Source organism: Levilactobacillus fujinensis (genome assembly GCF_003946335.1).
GTDB classification, from domain to species: domain Bacteria; phylum Bacillota; class Bacilli; order Lactobacillales; family Lactobacillaceae; genus Levilactobacillus; species Levilactobacillus fujinensis.
The window spans coordinates 31393-51650 of record NZ_RHNX01000004.1; the positions used below are offsets into that span (position 1 = coordinate 31393).

At 48.6% G+C, this 20258-nt stretch carries 20 protein-coding genes; 1 reads left to right on the forward strand and 19 read right to left on the reverse strand.

Annotated elements, in window-relative coordinates; genetic code table 11:
• Positions 1-15: 15 nt before the first annotated feature.
• Genes cbpB through murI form a run of 4 tightly spaced genes read right to left on the reverse strand, consistent with a single transcriptional unit; the run spans position 16 to position 2482 of the window.
• A complete protein-coding gene (gene cbpB, locus EKM89_RS02355; RefSeq protein ID WP_125685562.1) occupies positions 16-507 on the reverse strand; it encodes a cyclic-di-AMP-binding protein CbpB in 492 nt (163 codons plus the stop codon).
• A gap of 23 nt (positions 508-530) precedes the next feature.
• Positions 531-1046: a YfcE family phosphodiesterase gene (locus EKM89_RS02360; RefSeq protein WP_125685563.1), complete on the reverse strand. Its 516-nt coding sequence runs from the start codon at positions 1044-1046 to the stop codon at positions 531-533.
• Positions 1047-1049: 3 nt separating this feature from the next.
• The gene (locus tag EKM89_RS02365) at positions 1050-1649 is read right to left on the reverse strand and encodes an XTP/dITP diphosphatase (protein WP_125685564.1); all 600 of its coding nucleotides are present in this window, start codon (positions 1647-1649) and stop codon (positions 1050-1052) included.
• Positions 1650-1651: 2 nt separating this feature from the next.
• Positions 1652-2482: a glutamate racemase gene (gene murI / locus EKM89_RS02370; protein ID WP_125685565.1), complete on the reverse strand. Its 831-nt coding sequence runs from the start codon at positions 2480-2482 to the stop codon at positions 1652-1654.
• Between the two features lie 188 nt (positions 2483-2670).
• On the opposite strand from murI, the gene EKM89_RS02375 reads away from it, so the two are divergent.
• Positions 2671-3171, forward strand: coding sequence for a YslB family protein (locus EKM89_RS02375; RefSeq protein ID WP_125685566.1), 501 nt, complete (start codon positions 2671-2673; stop codon positions 3169-3171).
• Between the two features lie 65 nt (positions 3172-3236).
• Here EKM89_RS02375 and trxA read toward each other — a convergent pair whose 3' ends face one another.
• From trxA to mutL, 15 genes are all read right to left on the reverse strand, one after another.
• Entirely contained in the window at positions 3237-3557 is a 321-nt protein-coding gene (gene trxA, locus EKM89_RS02380) for a thioredoxin (protein ID WP_125685567.1), read from the reverse strand.
• Positions 3558-3758: 201 nt separating this feature from the next.
• On the reverse strand, positions 3759-6122 hold the full coding sequence (locus EKM89_RS02385) for an endonuclease MutS2 (RefSeq protein WP_125685568.1): 2364 nt from the start codon (positions 6120-6122) through the stop codon (positions 3759-3761).
• On the reverse strand, positions 6119-6694 hold the full coding sequence (locus EKM89_RS02390; protein ID WP_125685569.1) for a CvpA family protein: 576 nt from the start codon (positions 6692-6694) through the stop codon (positions 6119-6121). Before EKM89_RS02390 ends, EKM89_RS02385 begins: the two co-directional genes overlap by 4 nt.
• 1 nt (position 6695) lies before the next feature.
• Positions 6696-6971, reverse strand: a complete 276-nt coding sequence (locus tag EKM89_RS02395) for a cell division protein ZapA (protein WP_125685570.1) — start codon at positions 6969-6971, stop codon at positions 6696-6698.
• Positions 6972-7391: 420 nt separating this feature from the next.
• A complete protein-coding gene (locus tag EKM89_RS02400) occupies positions 7392-7703 on the reverse strand; it encodes a DUF1292 domain-containing protein (RefSeq protein ID WP_125685571.1) in 312 nt (103 codons plus the stop codon).
• Between the two features lie 8 nt (positions 7704-7711).
• Entirely contained in the window at positions 7712-8149 is a 438-nt protein-coding gene (ruvX, locus tag EKM89_RS02405; protein WP_125685572.1) for a Holliday junction resolvase RuvX, read from the reverse strand.
• Positions 8146-8418: an IreB family regulatory phosphoprotein gene (locus tag EKM89_RS02410; protein ID WP_020088343.1), complete on the reverse strand. Its 273-nt coding sequence runs from the start codon at positions 8416-8418 to the stop codon at positions 8146-8148. Before EKM89_RS02410 ends, ruvX begins: the two co-directional genes overlap by 4 nt.
• Positions 8419-8695: 277 nt before the next feature.
• Positions 8696-11335: an alanine--tRNA ligase gene (alaS, locus tag EKM89_RS02415; RefSeq protein WP_125685573.1), complete on the reverse strand. Its 2640-nt coding sequence runs from the start codon at positions 11333-11335 to the stop codon at positions 8696-8698.
• 303 nt (positions 11336-11638) lie between these two features.
• Complete coding sequence (locus EKM89_RS02420) at positions 11639-12997, reverse strand: DEAD/DEAH box helicase (protein WP_125685574.1); 1359 nt, start codon at positions 12995-12997, stop codon at positions 11639-11641.
• Positions 12994-13959, reverse strand: a complete 966-nt coding sequence (locus tag EKM89_RS02425; protein WP_125685575.1) for a DHH family phosphoesterase — start codon at positions 13957-13959, stop codon at positions 12994-12996. Before EKM89_RS02425 ends, EKM89_RS02420 begins: the two co-directional genes overlap by 4 nt.
• A 313-nt stretch (positions 13960-14272) precedes the next feature.
• Positions 14273-15376 carry a DNA polymerase IV gene (gene dinB, locus EKM89_RS02430; protein ID WP_125685646.1) on the reverse strand — a complete coding sequence of 368 codons (1104 nt, stop codon included), beginning with the start codon at positions 15374-15376 and terminating at the stop codon, positions 14273-14275.
• A 236-nt stretch (positions 15377-15612) separates the two neighbouring features.
• Positions 15613-16041, reverse strand: coding sequence for a preprotein translocase subunit YajC (yajC, locus tag EKM89_RS02435; protein ID WP_125685576.1), 429 nt, complete (start codon positions 16039-16041; stop codon positions 15613-15615).
• 129 nt (positions 16042-16170) lie between these two features.
• Positions 16171-17193: a Holliday junction branch migration DNA helicase RuvB gene (gene ruvB / locus EKM89_RS02440; RefSeq protein WP_125685577.1), complete on the reverse strand. Its 1023-nt coding sequence runs from the start codon at positions 17191-17193 to the stop codon at positions 16171-16173.
• A gap of 19 nt (positions 17194-17212) precedes the next feature.
• Positions 17213-17818, reverse strand: coding sequence for a Holliday junction branch migration protein RuvA (gene ruvA, locus EKM89_RS02445; protein ID WP_125685578.1), 606 nt, complete (start codon positions 17816-17818; stop codon positions 17213-17215).
• A gap of 421 nt (positions 17819-18239) precedes the next feature.
• Positions 18240-20258 carry a DNA mismatch repair endonuclease MutL gene (gene mutL, locus EKM89_RS02450; RefSeq protein ID WP_125685579.1) on the reverse strand — a complete coding sequence of 673 codons (2019 nt, stop codon included), beginning with the start codon at positions 20256-20258 and terminating at the stop codon, positions 18240-18242.

Below are 20258 nucleotides of genomic sequence, written 5' to 3' on the forward strand. Positions count from 1 at the left end.
TTGGTTCAAGACCCGTTATTTTCTCGCTTGCCCCGCCTTATCGGTTAGCGGTATCACATCATAGTAATTATTCAAATTATGCGCTAAGTAGTTAATTCGTTTTAAAATTTCACGGCGCGTAATGATACCTTGAAAGACGTTATCAGCATCTACCAACGGAATAAAGGGTTCGTCAATCAAATAGTTTAAAATCGTTTCTAGTTTTGTCGGGTCATCTACCCAATGATCAATCGGTAGCATGGCATCGGCAACGGTGTAATTGCTGAGCTGGTCCACCGCGGCACCTGGTACCTGTAAAAGTTGATTGGTAATTGCTGCCAGGGAGATCATCCCCTGCAAGTGATCATCCGCGTCCAAGACGGGAATCCGACTATAGCCCACCTTAGACAACACCATAATCGCATGCTCCAAGGTATTGGTCGCTGTCACGTTGGCAACGACGTCTGCGGGAATCACATAGCTTTTCTTTTCCTTGCGCAACAGTTGCTCGACGGCTGCGTCAATCATACGTGAACTCATCCTTTCTGAAACTAACGGTCAAATGTAAATTTTAAATCGGCAACCGGTTGGGCATCTCTCGTGTAGTACTGAACGACCCACTGCGCCGGCATGACTGTAATGACCGCACAAGTTCCCCCCAGCTGGCGAAACTCGCCGCGTGGCTGACTGATGCTCCCCGGATTGACGAAGACGTGACCACCGACCTGTTCGGCAGCCAATTCGTGTGTATGACCGAAGAAAACCAGATCCGCCTGTTCTTGATCAGCATGGTGTTTCAGCTTGGTCAAATCCCAGTGGACGGCATCATAATGACCGTGTGTCAGCAATACCTTACAGCCATCCACGGTTGGTGTTTCCACCAATGGTAGTTGACTATCATAATCCATATTACCTTGAACAACATAAGCGTCCTTGAACCAAGGGTCCGTGGCATCCATTTCGGAATCACCACAGTGAAAAATCGTGTCTGGTTGCAATACCTGCTTCAATGTGACCAAAATGTCCCGGTCACCATGATTATCGCTCACAACTAACCAACGTTTCATGGTTTATTCCTCCCACCATTGATCGAACTGCGGTAACATCGCCGCCGTAGCCTTAGCCCGGTGACTGTGCTGATTTTTCTGTGCCAACCCCATTTCAGCAAAGGTTTGTTGTTCTGTGGGCACGTAAAATAGCGGATCGTAGCCAAATCCATCGTGACCTCGCGGGACCGTTAAAATTTCACCACGAACCTCCCCAGTGGTCACAAGTTCCTTACCATTTGGCTTGACCAATACCAACGACGTGTGAAAAGCCGCTGTACGCTTCGCTTGTGGAACACCCGCCAGCTTCGCCAACAGCTTTTCGTTGTTCTTCGCATCGTCGTGATCGCCCGCATAACGGGCCGAGTAAATGCCCGGTTCTCCGTTCAGCGCGTCGACCATCAAACCGGAGTCGTCCGCCAACACGGGAAGCTGCGTTTGTTGTGCCACTGCGATTGCCTTTAATTTGGCATTTTCCGTAAATGTCTTGCCTGTCTCTTGCACTTGCTTTAACATCGGAAAATCGGCTAGCGTCTTAACCGTCAATCCCTTGGGTTCAAAGATTGCCCGAAACTCACGTGCCTTACCAGGATTGTTCGTTGCGATTACAATCGTGTTTTCCATCACTAAACCTCCGTTGCAGTCATTTCTAACGTGCTAACTGGCAAATGGGCCACCTTAATGGGTGCAATGTTCAGCCATTGACTGGCTAATTCATTAAACTGTGAAACATCTCCCGTGGTATAGTAGTCCGCCGTCCCAGCCACTGTTGTCGGGGCTAACAAATGATTCTGAGCCAACATTTGGCGCGCCACTTCAGCGGTAGCCGCACCCGGATCGACCAATAAAACATCCGCTCCTATGGCCGTTTGAATCGCTGCTTTCAACAGTGGAAAATGGGTACATCCCAAAATGAGGGTATCGATGTTTTGCCCCTTAAATGGCGCTAGACTCGCGTCAACTACTGATTGTGCATGCGCCGATGTTAAATCATTAGCCTCAGCCAAGGTAACCAACTCCGGACAAGCCACACTAATAACCGTATTTTTCAAATCGGCTGCCAAAATCTTTTGCCGGTACTGATCACTCTTGACTGTCCCTGCTGTGGCAATAACACCAATTCGATGATTCTTGGTAACCTTAACTGCCGCCTGAGCCCCAGGTGTAATCACACCTACGACTGGTACAGAAAGTTCCGCCTGCATTGTGGTCAAGGCCGCTGCTGTAGCAGTGTTACAAGCAATCACCAACATCTTAATGTTTGCTTGTTGTCTTAAGTACGCCGCAATCTGCCGCGTAAAGGTCGTGACTTCTGCCACCGACCGTGGTCCGTAAGGGAGTCGTGCTTGGTCCCCCAAGAACACTGTGTTTTCGGTTGGTAATAACCGTTGCACTTCTTTTAATACCGTTAAGCCGCCGACTCCTGAGTCCATTAGTCCAATTGGATCACTAGGCATGAATCAACGCCTCCTCTCAATTACTTGAAACTATATTATCGCCTTTTTATGAACCGGTTTCAAGTTTCATGGTAAGCAAAACGGCCAATCCATCTAAAAAAACACTTAAATTTAGCGTGAGGACAACCTCATAGAAAAATTAAGGTATAATAAAATTAGAATATATACGGATGAAGGAGCCAACCATTGTGAAAAACTTATACCAAACTGTCATGGGCGATGCTGAGGGTGCCGCCTACCTCCCACAATTAATTCTCCGCGATGCTTTGTTACCAGAACTGCTGGGTGACGATCACGGTGCGATTAACTATTGGGCTGGAAAATCCCTTGCCCGTCGTTTTCCACTGGGAAATCCCAAGGATGCCAGCATTTTCTTTGAACAAGCTGGCTTTGGTACTTTAACCTTACTCAAACAAACCGACCATGTCTCCGAATGGCAGTTAAGTGGCGAACCCGTTAAGCTTCGCAAACGCTTGAATGCTGAAGAGGGGTTCACCCTCGAAGCCGGTTTCTTAGCGGAAATGATGGCCCAACAGCTCGGCGTCGAAACGGAGTCCGAGTTGGCTGACGCCCCACGCAAATTACGCGACCAGGCCGTCGTCTTCAACGTTTATACAGACCCAAGTGACGTTATTCCAGACTATGATGCACCAGAACCCTTAAAAATCGTGCATCCAAATGAAGACTAAGTTTACAATTTCATTCTAAAAAAAGCGACTGCCAATACGGTAGTCGCTTTTAATTACGCTAAAACCTAAGCTTCAACGTACTGATCTAAAATTTTCTTTAATTGGTCTTTGGAGTGGTAGCCCACGATTGAATCGACGACTTGACCATCCTTCTTCACGAGTAGCGTTGGAATACTCATAATACCAAATGATTGCGGTGTGTTCGGATTGGCATCAACATCCATCTTATTAAAGGTCACCTTGTCCATTTCACCCGCTAATTGTTCAACGACTGGTGATTGCATCCGGCAAGGACCACACCACGTTGCCCAAAAATCGGTCAAAGTTACGCCTTTAGCTGTGTCTTGTTCGAAGGTCTTATCCGTTGTTTCTGCTACTGCTGCCATTCCTAATTACCTCCTAATTTCTCATTGATAGTCTCAGTCTACCAGAATCTCTCCCAATCACCAACTAAGTTGCTTACAATTTATTAGCATTATTCAATGCTTGTCGGCTAATCGGTCTGACCGTCCAGAGTTACCTGTTATTTTTCCGGCAAATATGGGAACGGTCGCGCCACTTGGCCGGTAAGTCGAGAAGGTACGCCTTTACTTAAACCGGACAACCGTTGATCCGTCACCACCCGCATTGGCTGGTGAAAAACCAAAGCTCTTGATGCGACTATTACTTTGCAGATATTCCGTGACCCCTTTACGCAGGGCACCGGTCCCCTTACCATGAATAATCGTGACGGAAGGATAACCGGCTAAGAGTGCTGAGTCAATGTAACGGTCCACCTCCGCCATGGCCTCTTCGTAGCGATGACCACGTAAGTCAAGCGTTGGTGACATTCCATTTGACCCGGTCCGTTTGATACTGGCCTTGGGCTGTTTCTTCGACTTGGCTGGGTCCTTGGCCTTTTCCAAATCGGCATTGGCAATCTTCATCTTCAAGATTCCCAGTTGCACTTCCCAATGATCATCATCGAGCTGTTCCATCAGGACCCCAACTTGACCATATGACTTCACGAGAACACTATCACCCTTATGGAAGTCCAGCTTAGCCTTTTCCCGCCGCAAGACCCGGTTCTTTTTGAGCTTAGTATCCTGCTGTAGCGCGTTCAAGGCACCCTGAGCAGCAATTAACTCATCTTCCTTGACCACACTTTGACCCGCCGCTAACTGTTTCTTGCGCAAGTCGGAAATAATCTGGTTGGCCCGCTTGCGTGACTCATCGACTAGCCGATTAGCATCACGTTTAGCATCTAGCATTAACTGATCTTTCTGGTGTTGGTAGCCGTCAAATTGCTTTTGCAATTCGGCATGTAGCTCATCTGCCTCGGCCAATTGTGTGTGGAGACTCTCGGCATCGGCATCGACTCGACGTTTCTGCTCCGTCAAATCAGAAATCATGGCGTTTAGATCCTGACTATCTTGATCGGTCAACCCACGTGCAGCAGCAACGACCTGACTTGGCATACCCAAGCGTGCGGCAATATCTAAGGCATTACTGCGGCCGGGAATTCCAATCAGCAAGTGATACGTTGGCTGCAAGGTTTCACCATTGAATTCCATACTGGCATTGATCGTATCTGGCCGATTGTACCCGTATGCTTTCAATTCCGGATAGTGGGTTGACGCCATGACGTAACTGCCCAACGTCCCGATCTCGTCTAAAATAGCAATGGCAAGGGCAGCCCCTTCTTGTGGGTCAGTCCCGGCACCTAATTCATCGACAACGATTAAACTCTTCTCGTCGGCTTGTTTGAGAATTGCCACGATGTTTTCCATATGGCCGGAAAAAGTACTTAAACTTTGTTCAATGGATTGTTCATCCCCGATATCCGCAAAGATATCATTGAAGACGCCAATTACACTGTTTTCATTGGCCGGAATAAATAAGCCCGACTGACCCATTAATTGAACTAAGGCCAAAGTCTTCAACGTAATCGTCTTCCCACCAGTGTTCGGTCCAGTCACAATAATGGCCTTATAGTCCTTGCCAATAGTAATGTCGTTGGCAATGACTTTTTTTTGGTCGATCAAAGGATGCCGCGCTTGGCGAAGACTAACTTGATTGTCCAAGGACAATCTGGGCTCCGTCGCCTTCAAATGATGCGCGTACTTGGCCTTTGCGTTGATAAAATCAAAGTGGCCCAATAATTCGGCGTTACGTAAAATTTCTTCCTGGTAAGGGTCCAGTAATGCCGTTAACTCTGTCAAGATACGTTGTTCCTCATGCCGTTCGTCAATCTGATTTTGTCGTAACTGGTTGTTCAAGCCCACAACAGCCTGTGGCTCGATGAATAGTGTCTGGCCACTGGCGCTTTGGTCATGAACGATGCCGCCAAAACGTTGTTTGTATTCTGACCGCACAGGAATTACATAGCGGTCATCACGAATCGTCACGATGGTTTCACTCAGATACTTGGCATCCTTCCCCCGCGTGTATTGATCCATGGTACTACGAATGGCCGCTTCCGTTTGGGTAATGTGCTGTCGAATCTGTTTAAGTGCTGGTGAAGCCTCATCGGTGATATGCCCGTCACCTTCTAGTGACGTCCGCAAACGCCGAGTCACGTCGGGTAACGTTACCAGTTCCTTAACCACGCGATCCAATCGGCGTAAGGTAACTTCCTTGTCAGCCAGATCATGAAAGAACTTGACGACCGATCCCGTCGTCCAGAGTACGCGACTGATTTGTGCCAATTCCACCCCATTTAAAACGGCTTCCATGGCCAACCGGTGTAAGTGCGGCCGAATATCATCTAACTTGGGGAGTGGAATTCCATTTTCTAGCCGGTAAATATCCGCCCCATCACGCGTCTCGTCCAGCCAGGTTTGCAATTGTTTCGCATTAGTCGTTGGGGTCAGCTCGCTTAATTCATGTTGACCCGCAGCGGAGACCAAATAAGCTCGTAAAGCCTGTTTGATGCGCTCATATTCCATAATTTTTAACGTTTTTTGATTCATAGGACACCTCTCTCTTCAGAACCAGTAGCACTCGTCTTTTGTTTCTGCTCCGTCAGCCACCAGTTGAATACGTGCTTAGATAATACCGGTGTCTGTTTAACGATCCACTGTGCCACTGATGAAGACTGATAACTACTTTGAAATCCCGAAATGGGAATTAATATTAATAAATTTAAAGTCAAAAAAATGACAACGTAACGAATCACCAAGTTGATTAGGCCCCCCGCTAACGAGTTAACCTGATGAATTACAGGTAACCACGTCACTTTGTTCAACCCATAAGCCACCCGGTGGACAATAAAATACCCCACCGTTAGGATTGCAGAAAACGCCAAGCCGTTGAGAAAAAAACTACTACTCTGGCTGGCAGCCACGGCGCTCACTGAACTATCCAGTGACAAGTTGCCCACAAACTGACCAATACCCGCAGCTAATGGTTTAGCCCCAAATCGCGCGACAATCCACACAATCAGGTAGCCAATCGTCGTCAAGATCTGTAAAACTAACCCCCGCCGATAACCTCGGCGAAAGCCTAAAATCAGAATCGCTAAGATAATCAGACTTAACAGCAAATTAGTCCTCCGTTTTCGTTTCAGCAGTCGCTTTATCACCAGTCGTTGTCGATTGATCACTGGCAGCTGCTAGTTTAAGCTGGTCGGAAACCGCATTGAAAGCCATTAAAATGGCTGCATCTTCCTTACTCATATTGGGTGCCAACTGCTTAAGTTGCGTCAATTGTTCGTTTAAGACATCGGTCACGGCCCGCATATGTTCATCCGTCGCCTGACCCACGATTGTATAGGATTTGCCCGCAATCATGGCCTTAAAACGGTGTGTCTCTTCAGTCATTTTAAATTCCTCCTGTTTCGCATAACGTCTTATTTTACCATTAATCTGGTCGCTAAAACACGTTTTGCATCCCATCCCACGGCAGGTCAATTGATCATAACTAAAGGTTGAAAATCAAAATACTCACCTTACTCTTGTACCTATAGGAATTATCACCGCTGAATTCGTGAAAACAGCCGCACCCCGGCTACCAGAGGGTGATTTCCCCACTGACTTACTCGGCATCTCGAAGTTCGGGTTGTGTTCGCATCGTTTCAGCCCACATCTGCCAGCTGGTAGAGCGATGACTGGCCTAAGGTGCCTAATTTAGTCTCAGGATTACTATTAGACCAGACGAAGTAGATGCTTGGGGACTTTTAACCTTTAGATTATAACAAAAAAAAGACCCGAGACATCCGTCCCAGGCCCTTTGCGCAATGACTAGCTTTGTTTGCCAGCATTAGGATCAATCGTACCGTCTGCCAAAAAGGTGTTCAGTACAGATTCAACCATATCCCATTCTTCGTCGGACTCGATCAATTGCAAGTCGCCGCCAGAAGGGTTTGCTGGATCATCGTCAGCTGGTAAAGCGTACGCTTGGATGTCAACTTCTTCGTCGTCGCTCTTACCTGAAGGGTAAATCAAAATGTAAGACTTACCAAAGTTGTCAGATTCAAAAGTAAACAGGACATCGTATAATTCTTCGTTACCATTTTCATCAACTAATGTGATTTGTTCTTGGTCTTCGTTCATGGGAAACCTCACTTTTCTCGGGTCAATTTTCCGTGCCGATCTAAATAGTTCTGCAGAATTAACCCGGCTGCTAATTTATCAATCACTTTTTTCCGTTTCCGGCGCGACGTATCAGCTTGTTCCACTAACATACGCTCCGCTTCAACGGTTGTCAACCGCTCGTCTTCAAAGTCGACGGGCAGACCAAACTGGTCGGTCAACATCTCACCGTAATGCTGCGATGCTGCCGCCCGGGGCCCCAACGAATTGTTCATGTTCTTCGGTAGACCCACGACAAAGCCTTGCACGTCACGTTCCTCAACGAGCTCAGCCACGCGGTCCAACCCAAAGACCTTTTCCTCTTCGTTGATTGGAATAATCTCGATTCCCTGAGCTGTCCAGCCCAGAGCGTCACTAATTGCAATCCCTACGGTCCGGGATCCTACGTCTAACCCCATTAATTTCATGACGGTTTCACCGGTCCATTCTGGTTCAAGTAAACCCGAACCAGTTCTTCGATGATCTCATCACGCTCATGCTTGCGAATTAAGTTCCGCGCGTCATTGATGCGTGGAATATACGCAGGATCGCCCGATAGTAGGTACCCGACAATCTGATTAATTGGGTTATAACCCTTTTCCTCTAGTGCTTGATAAACCGTTACCAGTGTATCGTGAACATCCTTTGGTTGGTTAGCCCCAAAGTCAAAATACATCGTTTTGTCTAATGAACTCACTATAAAACACCCCCGCACTTCCTCACTTAGCCTCAATTTTACTCGATTGACGGATAAACTACAACGGACGACCCCCAATGTAATCTATTCGTAATACTGCAACCATTTCACCATGAGGTTGTTGTCGTAAAATGGCCCATCACCGTTCCAACTTAAGTGTAGTCCTCAATTAGCTACGATGATAACTAAATAGACGCTGTGTAGTTCTGACCACTTCTCCATCAGTCCCGCCACAACGCCTATTTTCATTCTATTTTATGTTGGTTCTAAAACGCGGCTAGTCTTGTGCTTTCAACCAATCGACTGCGGCCGTCATGGCATCCGGCAAGCCCGCTGGGTTCTTCCCACCGGCTTGGGCCAGGTTTGGCCGACCGCCGCCGCCACCATTGATCTTTGGCGAAATTGCTTTGATTAAGTCACCAGCCTTAACTTGCTTTTGCTTATCAGCGCTAACCGCAACAATTAGGTTAGCCTTACCATTCACTTCGGCACCTAAAACCAACACGTCGGATAAGGCTTGTTCACGCCAAGTATCGGCAAGGGCCCGCAGTTGGTCCATCTTGGAGACTTGAACGGTCCCGTTAATCAGCTTGTAGTTGCCGGCTTCGGTAACCTTGTCGAAGACTGCGCTGGCTTCTTGGCTTGCCAATTTGCCTTCTAAGGCCGCTTGCTTTTGCTCTAAGCTCTTAACTTGAGCTTGTAAGGCAGATACCTTTGATGCCACTTCACTCACCTGAGTGACCTTTAAATCAGCCGCTACGGCGTGCAAAATGTCATCGTGGTCATGTAGGTACCGATAGGCTGCCCCTGAGGTCACGGCCTCAATCCGCCGAACACCGGCACCCACACCGGATTCGGACGTAATCTTGAAGAGACCAATTTCATTGGTGTTCTTCACGTGGTTCCCACCGCAGAATTCAGTGACAAAATCGCCAGCACTCACAACCCGGACCAGCTTGCCGTACTTTTCGCTAAACAACGCGATGGCACCCATCTTCTTAGCGGATTCAATGTCGGTTTCGACCGTCGTTACGGGAAGCTCTGCGAAAATCTTCTCGTTAACGATGGCTTCGGCCTTAGCTAAATCAGCAGGGTCAACCTGCCCAAAGTGAGTAAAGTCAAACCGCAGGTAGTCGCCTTCAACTAGCGAGCCAGCCTGCTGGGTGTGTTCACCAAAGACCTCACGTAAAGCCTTGTCCAACAAATGAGTCGCCGTATGGTTCTTCTCGACTTTACTATGGAAGACCGTATCGACCTTCAATTGGTATGTGGCACCCTTCTTTAACGGTGCAACAACCGTTAGCGTGTGCAGATTTTGACCGTTTGGCGCATGTTGCACGTCGGCAACGTGCGCAACCACGTGCCCGTCTGCGTCCAAGACATCACCCTTGTCAGCAACTTGACCACCCATTTCGGCGTAAAACGGCGTTGTGTCGAACATAGCCTCAACGGTGCCAGTCGTTGCTTCATCGGCCAACTGGTCATCAACGACAAGTTCCGTCAGTTTGCTGGTCGTGGTCAACTGTGTATACCCCACGTATTGGCTTGGTGTCTTCACGTTGATTAAGAGATCATGCTGCAGCCCCATTGCCGTTTGTTTACCCCGGGCATTACGGGCACGGTCCTTTTGTTTCTGCATTTCTGCTTTGAAACCGTCAACATCGACCGTGATTCCTTCATCATCCGCATATTCTTCGGTAAGCTCAACCGGGAACCCGTACGTATCGTAAAGCTTAAAGGCGTCGGCGCCGTCGATTTGAGTACCACCCTGTTTCTTCAAGTCGGCAATCAAACTGTTCAGCAACGTTAACCCACCATCTAGTGTTTCGCCAAAACGGTCTTCTTCGGAACGCACGACCTTGGCGATGTAATCGGCTTGTTTCAAAACATCTGGGTAGTAAGATTGCATAATTTGACCAACAACTGGTACTAATTGGTCCAAGAAGGCTCCCTTGATGCCCAACTTTTGGCCATTTACGATGGCCCGCCGAATCAGCCGGCGGATAACGTACCCGCGACCTTCGTTACTAGGCAGAGCGCTGTCACCGATGGCAAAGGTAATGGCCCGTGCATGGTCGGCGATCACTTTAAAGGACACATCATCTTCCTTATTGGCACCGTAAGTCTTGCCGTCACTGAGTTCAGCGGTTTTCTCGATAATTGGCATGAACAAGTCGGTTTCAAAGTTCGTCCGCGCGTTTTGAAAAATAGAAACGACCCGTTCGAGACCCATCCCCGTATCAATGTTCTTCCGTGGCAATGGCTTGTAGCTGCCATCTGGCTCATGATTAAACTGAGAGAACACAATGTTCCAAACTTCGAGGTACCGTTCGTTTTCACCACCAGGATAGTTTTCAGGATCATCATCAGCTAAATTATTGAAAGTTTCACCACGATCATAGAAAATTTCGGAGTCTGGACCCGAAGGCCCCTCACCAATATCCCAGAAGTTGTCTTCAACGGGAATGATATGGTCTGGCGCAACACCAGCAGCTTCCCAGTCGGCTTTGGCATCAGTATCCTTAGGGTAAACCGTCATGTACAGCTTCTCTGGATCCCAACCGAACCAATCCGGCGATGTGAGCAGCTCCCACGCCCAAGTAATGGCTTCCTTCTTGAAGTAGTCCCCGACGGAAAAGTTCCCCAACATTTCGAATAACGTGTGGTGCCGAGCGGTCTTCCCCACATTTTCAATATCATTGGTCCGAATACTCTTTTGTGAGCTGGTTAGACGCGGATTTTCTGGAACAACTTGTCCAGAAAAATACTTCTTCATCGTGGCAACCCCAGAGTTGATCCACAGCAAAGATGGATCATCCTTAGGCACGAGTGACGCACTTGGTTCGATGGTGTGGCCCTTCGACTTAAAAAAGTCGAGGTACATTTGACGAATTTGACTACTTGTTAGCTCTTTCATCTCTCAATAACCTCCAAAAAAATGTCAAAAACACCGTTGCCTGCAGAGACGCCGAAGCGCGGTACCACTCTACTTGCAACGATGTTTTAATCGTTAACCTCTTAAACTCATAACGCTGAGTCGCGATGAAACTGAGGGAGCACCGCTTGAATCCTGATTCGTTTTTCACAGCAGCCAAAACGTTTCTGAAAATCACGATTCAAGGGTATGTCCTCAAAGCTATATTTAATTGTCCACTTGAAATTATAGGTGGCGGGTGCCGGCTTGTCAATCAGTCGGTGCCCTTTTCATGAGTTCGATCGTTTATTGGTAACGGTCTGACTCACGCTTCCGCCGCTTCCGCTCATTACGAGCATCCTGACGTTGGGCAATTCGCCGCTCTTGATCCTTTTTCCGATGGATTTCCTGCTTGATTTGGTGCTTGTAACCCGGCTTGATCTTGCGCTTCTTTTTCATAACGAAACCGATCAGTGTCGGGTCAAGCTTTTCGGTACTCTTCCGCCGTTGAGTCCGTCGATTCCGGTCATAGGAGTCGACAATCTCATTGTTACTGATTCGCTTAGGCTGGAACTTAATGCCCATTGCTTCAATCTCAGCAATTCTGGCCTCTTCACCCGGTGCGTACAGGGTAATCGCCGTACCAGGCATTCCCTGGCGACCCGTCCGACCAACTCGGTGGACGAAGAAGTCGAGGTCTTCTGGAATATCATCGTTAATGACGTGGGAGACCCCTTCGATATCAATTCCTCGAGCAGCCAGATCGGTCGCCACAACAAACTGATACTGAAGGTTCTTCACTTCACGCATGACCCGTTTCCGTTCACGCGGCTTAATGCCCCCGTGAATCATAGCGACCTTCATGCCCTGTGCCTGCAAGAAGTCGTGAATCTGTTCAACCCGCGTCTTGGTGTTGGCAAATATCAGAACCAGATAAGGTTCCCCCATCGTGATCAATTGGTAAATCAGCTGGTTCTTATTTTGACCCTTAGTAGAAATCAACCAGTTATCGATGGTGTCCGAGATAATCGTTGCGGACGGAATCTCTTCGATGACGGGATGGTTCATGTACTTTTTCAAGAACGGATCGAGCCGTTGCGGAATGGTTGCGGAGAAGACCATCATTTGGAGTTTCTTAGGCATCCGTCCAGCAATCTTATCGACTTGGTCCAAGAATCCTAAGTCCAACGTCATGTCGGCTTCATCGACCACAAACTGCCGTGTCGTATGCACATCCAATGCTTGTGATTGGATCAAGTCCAGCACACGACCTGGAGTCCCAATAATCAGTTGGGGTTGATAATGGCGTAACTTATTGATTTGACGCTGCTTGTCGGTCCCCCCAACATAGTTCCCAATCCGGATCTCAAATGGCGCTTCGGCAGCCAACTGTTCAGCAGCCGTATGAATCTGGTAAGCAAGTTCACGGCTAGGGGTAGTAATCACTGCCTGAACCTGATTTTCTGACGTTAACTGGTTAAAAATGGGCAACAAGAACGTATGCGTCTTCCCACTCCCAGTTTGGGATTGGCCGACAACATCCTTCCCCGCAGCAATCACGGGAATCAATTTTTCTTGAACCTTAGTGGGTGTTGTGAACCCAATCTTATGCAGGGCCGTCATCAAGTACGGCTGCAACTTAAACTCTTTAAAATCTGCGGTCATTCATTTTCTCCTTTATCGCTAGCCACGACTTCATCGAGTTCGTGGATAACCTGGTCAATTTCAGCCTGATCATGGGCGGTGGCACCACTGGCGAGCGCGTGACCGCCCCCACCGTGGTTCTTAGCTAATCCGTTGATAGAAGGACCCTTGGACCGCAACCGAATGCGGAACGTCTTGTCCTTAGCCTCAACGAAGATAGCCCAAGCAACGACCGATGTGATTTTACCGGGTAATGGCACAACGGCAGAGGTCGAATCACTGGCAGCGAGGCCGAATGATTCCACAATTTCATCGGTCAGCTTCAAGTAAGCCGCCCCACTAGGCAAAATTTCTAAGTTCTGGTAAACGTAAGCGGACAGCCGCGCCATGGCTGGTGAGATCTCATCTTCGGCCTGATTAACGGTCGTCATCGAGAAGTCATAACCGAGTAACTTGCTGGCAACGGCAAAGGTGTTCGCCGAAGTGGCTGGGTACATGAAGCGCCCAGTATCCCCGATGATACCCGCGTAAAGTAACCGCGCAGCATCGTCCGGCATCGTCAATTCCGATTCATTCTTCGCAAACCAATCGTAAATAATTTCAGAAGTACTAGATGCTTGATCCAAGACCCACTGAATATCCCCAAAGGCATCGTCATTGGGATGGTGGTCGATTTTAATAACAGCAGCCCCCGTGGACCACCGTTCATCATCTACCCGTGGTTGGTTAGCCGTGTCCACAACGATCACTAACGCCCCGTGATAAACTTCATCCACCACGTCTTGGTCGGCTTGACCCATCCAGTCAAAGCCCGGGTAGTGTTTTCCGACGGCTAAGACCTTCTTGTCCGGAAAGCTTGCTTGTAAAATGTCCCGTAAAGCCAGCTGAGCCCCGATACAGTCGGGGTCAGGCCGTTGGTGACGGTGAATAATAATCGTTTGATACTTTTTAATTTCTTCTAAAATGGCAACTTCAATGGCCATATAGTTCACCCGTTTTCTATCCGATTTTTCGACCAAGACGCGTCGATACCGCGTTTCAGTATACAAGTTTTAGCGGGTAATTTCAAAGAAAGTCTGCGACTATCTGAAAAAGAATGTTCCCAGGGACGATTAGCTGGCAGCTGGCGTGCGGCCATTATCACTAATTAGTGGTAATAACGCTTACCGTTGTAAGAGTAATGTGTACAATCTGACTTTCAACTTTCTGGCCAAAACAGATACTTGGTCAATCTCAACGCGACAACACCTAACGTTGAAAAAAGCGTCCGGCCACCTAAAACGATAAATTCATTCTTTAGCTTTGGCCAAACAGTGGCAGACGAACGTTCTCAAATGTCTGTGCAGCTAGTCCCGTAATCGTGATGCCCAGTAAACGGACCTGCTCATCATCGGCAGCCACACTGTGGTAGAGCTCTAAGGCTAAATCATAATAAACTTGCGGGTCATTTTCCAAAAAATCGGCTTGGGTCACCCGCTTAGTGATTGTGTTGAACTCACTGTCTCGTAACTTTAAGACTAGTGTCTTGCCATGTCGCTGTTTCTGTTTAACCGTCACGGCCACCATTTCAGCCAGCCTTTGTAACTGATTTTCCACTTCGCCGAGTGTTTGTAAGGGCGGGCCATACGTGCGTTCCTTGCCAATCGACTTGCGTTCACGCTGATACTCGACGGGTCGATCATCAATACCGCGCACTCGCTGATAGAGAATGTAACCGAATTTACCAAAGTCATGAATCAACGTCAACTGTGGCCGCTGGTAAAGATCAGCGCCATTGTGAATCCCCAAGTCATGCATCTTAGGCACGGTCTTCTTTCCTACGCCCCGAAAGCGTTCAATCGGCAACCGCATCAAAAAATCGTGGGCATCTTCCGGTAAAATCACACAGACGCCCACTGGTTTGCGAAAATCGGAGGCCTCCTTGGCTAAAAATTTACTGTACGAGATTCCCGTCGAACACGTGAGGTGCGTTTTATCATAAATTTCGGCTTGGATGGCATGGGCTACCTGCACCGCAGAATGCATGTGATGCTTATTCTCCGTAACGTCCAAATAGGCTTCATCAAACGCCACTGGTTCGATCTTATCCGTGTATTCGTGAAAAATAGCATGAATCTGATCCGAAATCTGCCGGTATAAGGGGAAATTTGGCTCCTGAAAGATAGCGTTGGGGCTTAACTTCAGTGCCTCATTAGCATTCATCGCCGAGTGCACCCCGGCTTGGCGAGCCACATAATTCGCCGTGGTGACGACGCCGCGGCCGCCCGTTTTCCGTGGATCTCGGGCAATAATCAGTGGGTGGTGCTTGAACTCCGGATGGTCCCTTTCCTCAATGGACGCATAAAAGGCATCCATATCCACATGAATAATTTTTCGTTGCGTAAATTGTTCCGGTACCATCCGGATCACCTTCTTATTGGCTACATCGTTTAAATACTTAAGTAATCGTTCAATTGGCAACGCTAGCGCCTATCCGTCTTGCCGGCCGTAATTTCTGGCAGCCATAATGCACCATCACAGTTTTTATTACTATTTAGATTATAATCGAACACGCGTTTGTTCTCAATCAAAAGGTCGCCCATTTTTGGGTTTAAAAAAAAGCGGTCGCCCGCAACGGGAACCACTTTCTCATAAACTTATTTATTCGCTTCGGAATCGTCCGCGTCGTCAGCAGATGCTTCACTGGCAGCAGCTTCACTAGCTGGTTCTTCAGCAGCACTAGCAGCACTGGCGTCGTCAGCAGGTTCTTCCTTTGTAGCAGCTTCGCTAGCAGCAACTGGTGCGGTAACAGCGGCTGGTGCTTGCGACGTGACACTAGAGATGGCCCGCAGGTCAAAGACCAAGTAGATACCATCGCAATCCAACGTCACCGTCTTGTCGGCTTCGTTGATTTCATCAATCACACCGTGCAAGCGACCAATTGTTACCACGTGGTCGCCCTTCTTTAAATCACTCATCATGTCCCGGTGTTTCTTTTGTTGCTTTTGTTGTGGTCGTAACATTAAGAAATACATTAAACCTAAGAAGACCACTAAAATAATTAAAGTTGAGTATTGTCCACCCATATATCTTACACTCCTTCGTATCCTATCTATTGGACAACTTTACCAGAATCCAGGGAATCCGTCCAATTATTTCTAAAAAATCTTCAGATGTTCGGCATTATCGCTATTATTTTTAAAAATAACGTGGGCCTAACCACGATTATCTTCCGGCAAGGTACGACCAAGATGCTTGTAACCAGCAGCGGTGACAACCCGTCCACGCGCGGTGCGTTTCAAATACCCACGTTGTAGTAGATACGGTTCATACATGGCGGCCACGGTCTCCGTCTCCTCACCCACGTTAGCGGCGAGCGTATTCAAGCCAACGGGTCCTCCATCGTAATAATCGATCATGGTTTCCAATAGCTTGATGTCGGTCGAATCCAGTCCGGCCGAATCGACCCGCAACAGAGACAACGCATGATTGACAATTTCGACGTCGATCATCGAGTGATCCGGAGAAACTTCCGCGAAATCACGAATCCGTTTCAAAAGACGGTTCGCAATCCGTGGCGTTCCGCGAGAACGTAACGCAATCTCATGGGCCCCTTCAGTTGCAATCGTCGTGTCAAAGATATCTGCGGAACGTAAGACGATCTCCTGAAGATCGTTGGTTTGATAGTACGCCATGTGTTCGACGATTCCAAACCGATCCCGCAGTGGTGATGACAACAACCCGGCACGTGTCGTTGCCCCAATCAGGGTAAACGGCGGTAACGGAAAGTGAACGGGATGGGCAGTTGGCCCTTGCCCGACCACGATATCGATGTAAAAATCCTCCATTGCTGAGTACAGCATTTCCTCAACGATCTTCGGCAGGCGGTGAATTTCATCAATAAAGAGAATGTCGCCCGGTTGTAACTCGTTGAGTAACGCAACCAGGTCGCCCGGTTTTTCAATGGCCGGACCACTGGTCGTCCGAATATGCACGCCCATTTCATTGGCGATCACCATGGCTAGCGTCGTTTTTCCTAAGCCGGGGGGCCCGTACAGTAACACGTGGTCTAAGGACTCTTCCCGTTGTTTGGCTGCTTGAATGTAGACGCGCAATTCATGCTTAATGGGCTCCTGGCCAATGTACTGAGCCAATGTCTGCGGCCGGAGCGACTTTTCAATTGAATCTTCGTTTCCATCTTCTGGTTCGGGTGAAACGAGACGGTCATCATCGGCCATTAAAATTCCTCCCTTCGCGTTACTTCGTTAGCAGTTTCAAGCCGGCACTCAGATAGTCATTCGTGGTCTGACTCGCCGTCTGTTTAAGCTGTGGCAAAATCTTTTTTACGGCGGCTTCCTTGTATCCCAAGGCGTTTAATGCCGCAATCGCATCGTCTAACTTTGGATTATCCCCAGTACTGCCAGCCACTTCTGGTGTGAAGAGGTCGGCGCTGCCAGCCGGATCCAGATCATCTAGCTTCCCTTGTAAGTCCAAGACGATTTGCCCAGCGGTCTTCTTCCCAACGCCAGGAAACTTCGTCAAAAAACTGACGTCATTGGTCTTAATCGCTAACATCAGGCCTTGATGGTCTGGATTAGCCAAAATTGCTAAAGCACTCTTCGGACCAATTCCGTTAACGTTGATCAATTTTAAAAATAATTGTTTTTCCGCGTAATCCACGAAACCGTACAGTGTCTGTGCAGAGTCACTGACCGCTTGGTAAACGTAGATGGTAATCGGGTCGTCGTTGGCCGCGTAACGGTAGGGGTTGGCCGTATTGACCAAGTACCCCACACCGTTCACATCGATCACCACGTGATCCGGATAAACGGCCGCTACCGTTCCGTGAAGGTATTCGTACATGCCAGTTAATCTCCTTTAAGAAAACATATGTTTGCTCTTCAAATTGTACCACACTGTCCGCTCAAACCGACAACTGAAGGTTGAAAATTCATATTGGTTATCGACAACTTGGTAATTGCCTCGCCTTACCGGCTTACACGGTAACTCCGAAGTGACTTCAAAGGACGTTACGGTTGCTGTGTAGCTCCCAATCCGTTGTGAATCTAGCCAGATAGTTTGTGTGCCACCGGGTTAACACCCCAGAACGCGTTGTAAGCCGAAGGTAGCCAGCTGTGTCGCCAACGTGACTTAGGATATTTTCCAGCCCACGTCGGCGAGCGGCCTGAGAGACTCACGTTTTTCGAGGCTTGCAGATGAGCCAAAAGCCCGCTTCTTAGACTGCAGATGTTCCCCCGTAACAGACAGAATCCCTGGAATCAGTTTACTCTCCCCAGTCATCCCCACTGTGATGCGGATCCTGAATCCGTTTGAACAGCTTCTCGAGATCCTGGTCCGTCAAATGCACTAGTACGGGCCGACCATGTGGGCAATTGAACGGATTTTCAGCCGTTGCCAACTTCTTCAGCAAAGCCCGTGCCTGTTGGTCGTCCAGATGGTGATTGGCCTTGATGGCCCGCTTACAACTCATCATGATGGCCGTTTTTTCACGGAAGGCCGCAACAGAAATCTTCCCGTCCTTTAGGACCCAATCAATCATTTCCTTAATCGTATCAGTCTCCTGCCCGGCCTTAAACCAGGTTGGATGTTCATGGACGATGAGGCTATTGGGTCCAAACGATTCCAAATGGATACCGACCGTCGCCAGTGTCTCCAAATGGTTCGTGAGTTCCAAAATGTCCGTAGTCGGATAATCCAAGACGATCGGTACCAATAATTTCTGTTCATCGTTGCTAACTTCACCGATGGCTTGCCGATAGAATTCATAGTTGACCCGTTCTTGAGCCGCGTGTTGGTCGACCAGATACAGGCCATCATCGGCTTCGGCCAATAGATATGTGCCGTGGACCTGTCCCAGATACCGCAATTGCGGAAACCGTTGTTCTGGAATCGGATGATCCAGAGCGACTGATGTGGTTTCCGGTACCGGTTCGTGTTTGATTGCGGAACCACCTAAGGGGGCCGCAACCCGCTCAGTTCGATACTTGGCGTCAAACGCCTGAACGGCAGGTTGATTGAAATCGGTTCGATTGTGAATAACGACTGGCGCAACTGGCACCTCTTCTGGTGTCTGCAGCGGTTGTGGCCCCGCAGCCGTTGCTGGCTGGGGAGCGGCCGCAGCGGATTCCTCTGGTGCTGGCGTTGATATTTGCGGGAGCGGCGTCATAGACGACATTGACGTTGGCATGGTCGACATGTCATATTTCGCGGAAACGTCATTCAACGCCATAGTCAATTGATCCGTCGTCGAAGCTTCATGCTTATTTTGTGGCATTTCACTGAAAACATCGGGAATCAAATTTTCCTGCGATAACCGTTTAAACACAGTCTCCTGAATCAGCTTGGTCAGCTCTGGTTCCTGACTAATACGGACCTCCTGCTTGGTCGGGTGAACGTTCACATCGACCAACAGCGGATCCATCGTGATATCCAAGACGGCCACTGGGTAGCGACCCACCATGAGCTTTGACCCATAGCCTGCAACCAATGCCTTACTAAGCTGAAAATTGTGGATGTAGCGACCGTTTAACAGGAGTGAAATGTATTGCCGACTAGCGCGTGTCAGCTCCGGCAAGCTCACATACCCCTTGACCTGAAAGTCCTGATTCTGACCATTGATAGCAACCATCTTCCGGGCATTCTGAACACCATAGATGCCAGCAATCACCTGTTGTAGGTCCCCACGACCAGCCGTCCGCGTGAGTTCACGTCCGTTATGGACCAGAGAAAAAGCAATATTGGGGTAACTCAACGCCAACCGGTTCACGATGTCCGTGATCCGCGCCAGCTCCGTTGCCGGTGACTTCAAATATTTCAACCGCGCCGGCACGTTGCCAAAGAGGTCCTTGACCGTCACGGTCGTCCCCTTACGTGCCTCAGCAGCGGTGTGTTCCTTGATAATGCCACCGACGTTGTGAATCAAGGTTCCCACGCTACCCGTTGAGGTCGTGAGCGTAACGTCAGCCACGGAGGCAATGCTAGGCAACGCCTCACCACGGAATCCAAGTGATTTGATACGAAAGAGGTCTCGCCGATTGGTGATTTTACTGGTGGCATGGCGTTTGAACGCCATCTCGGCATCCTCATCGGCAATACCATCCCCATCATCGACCACGCTGATACGCTGTAGGCCAGCTTCTTCGACCGTAATGTCGATTTGGGTGCTGTGGGCATCGACCGCATTTTCAACCAATTCTTTGACAACGGAAGCGGGTCGTTCAACCACTTCACCCGCCGCAATTTGGTCGGCCAATACCGACGCTAGTTCATGGATTTTAGCCAT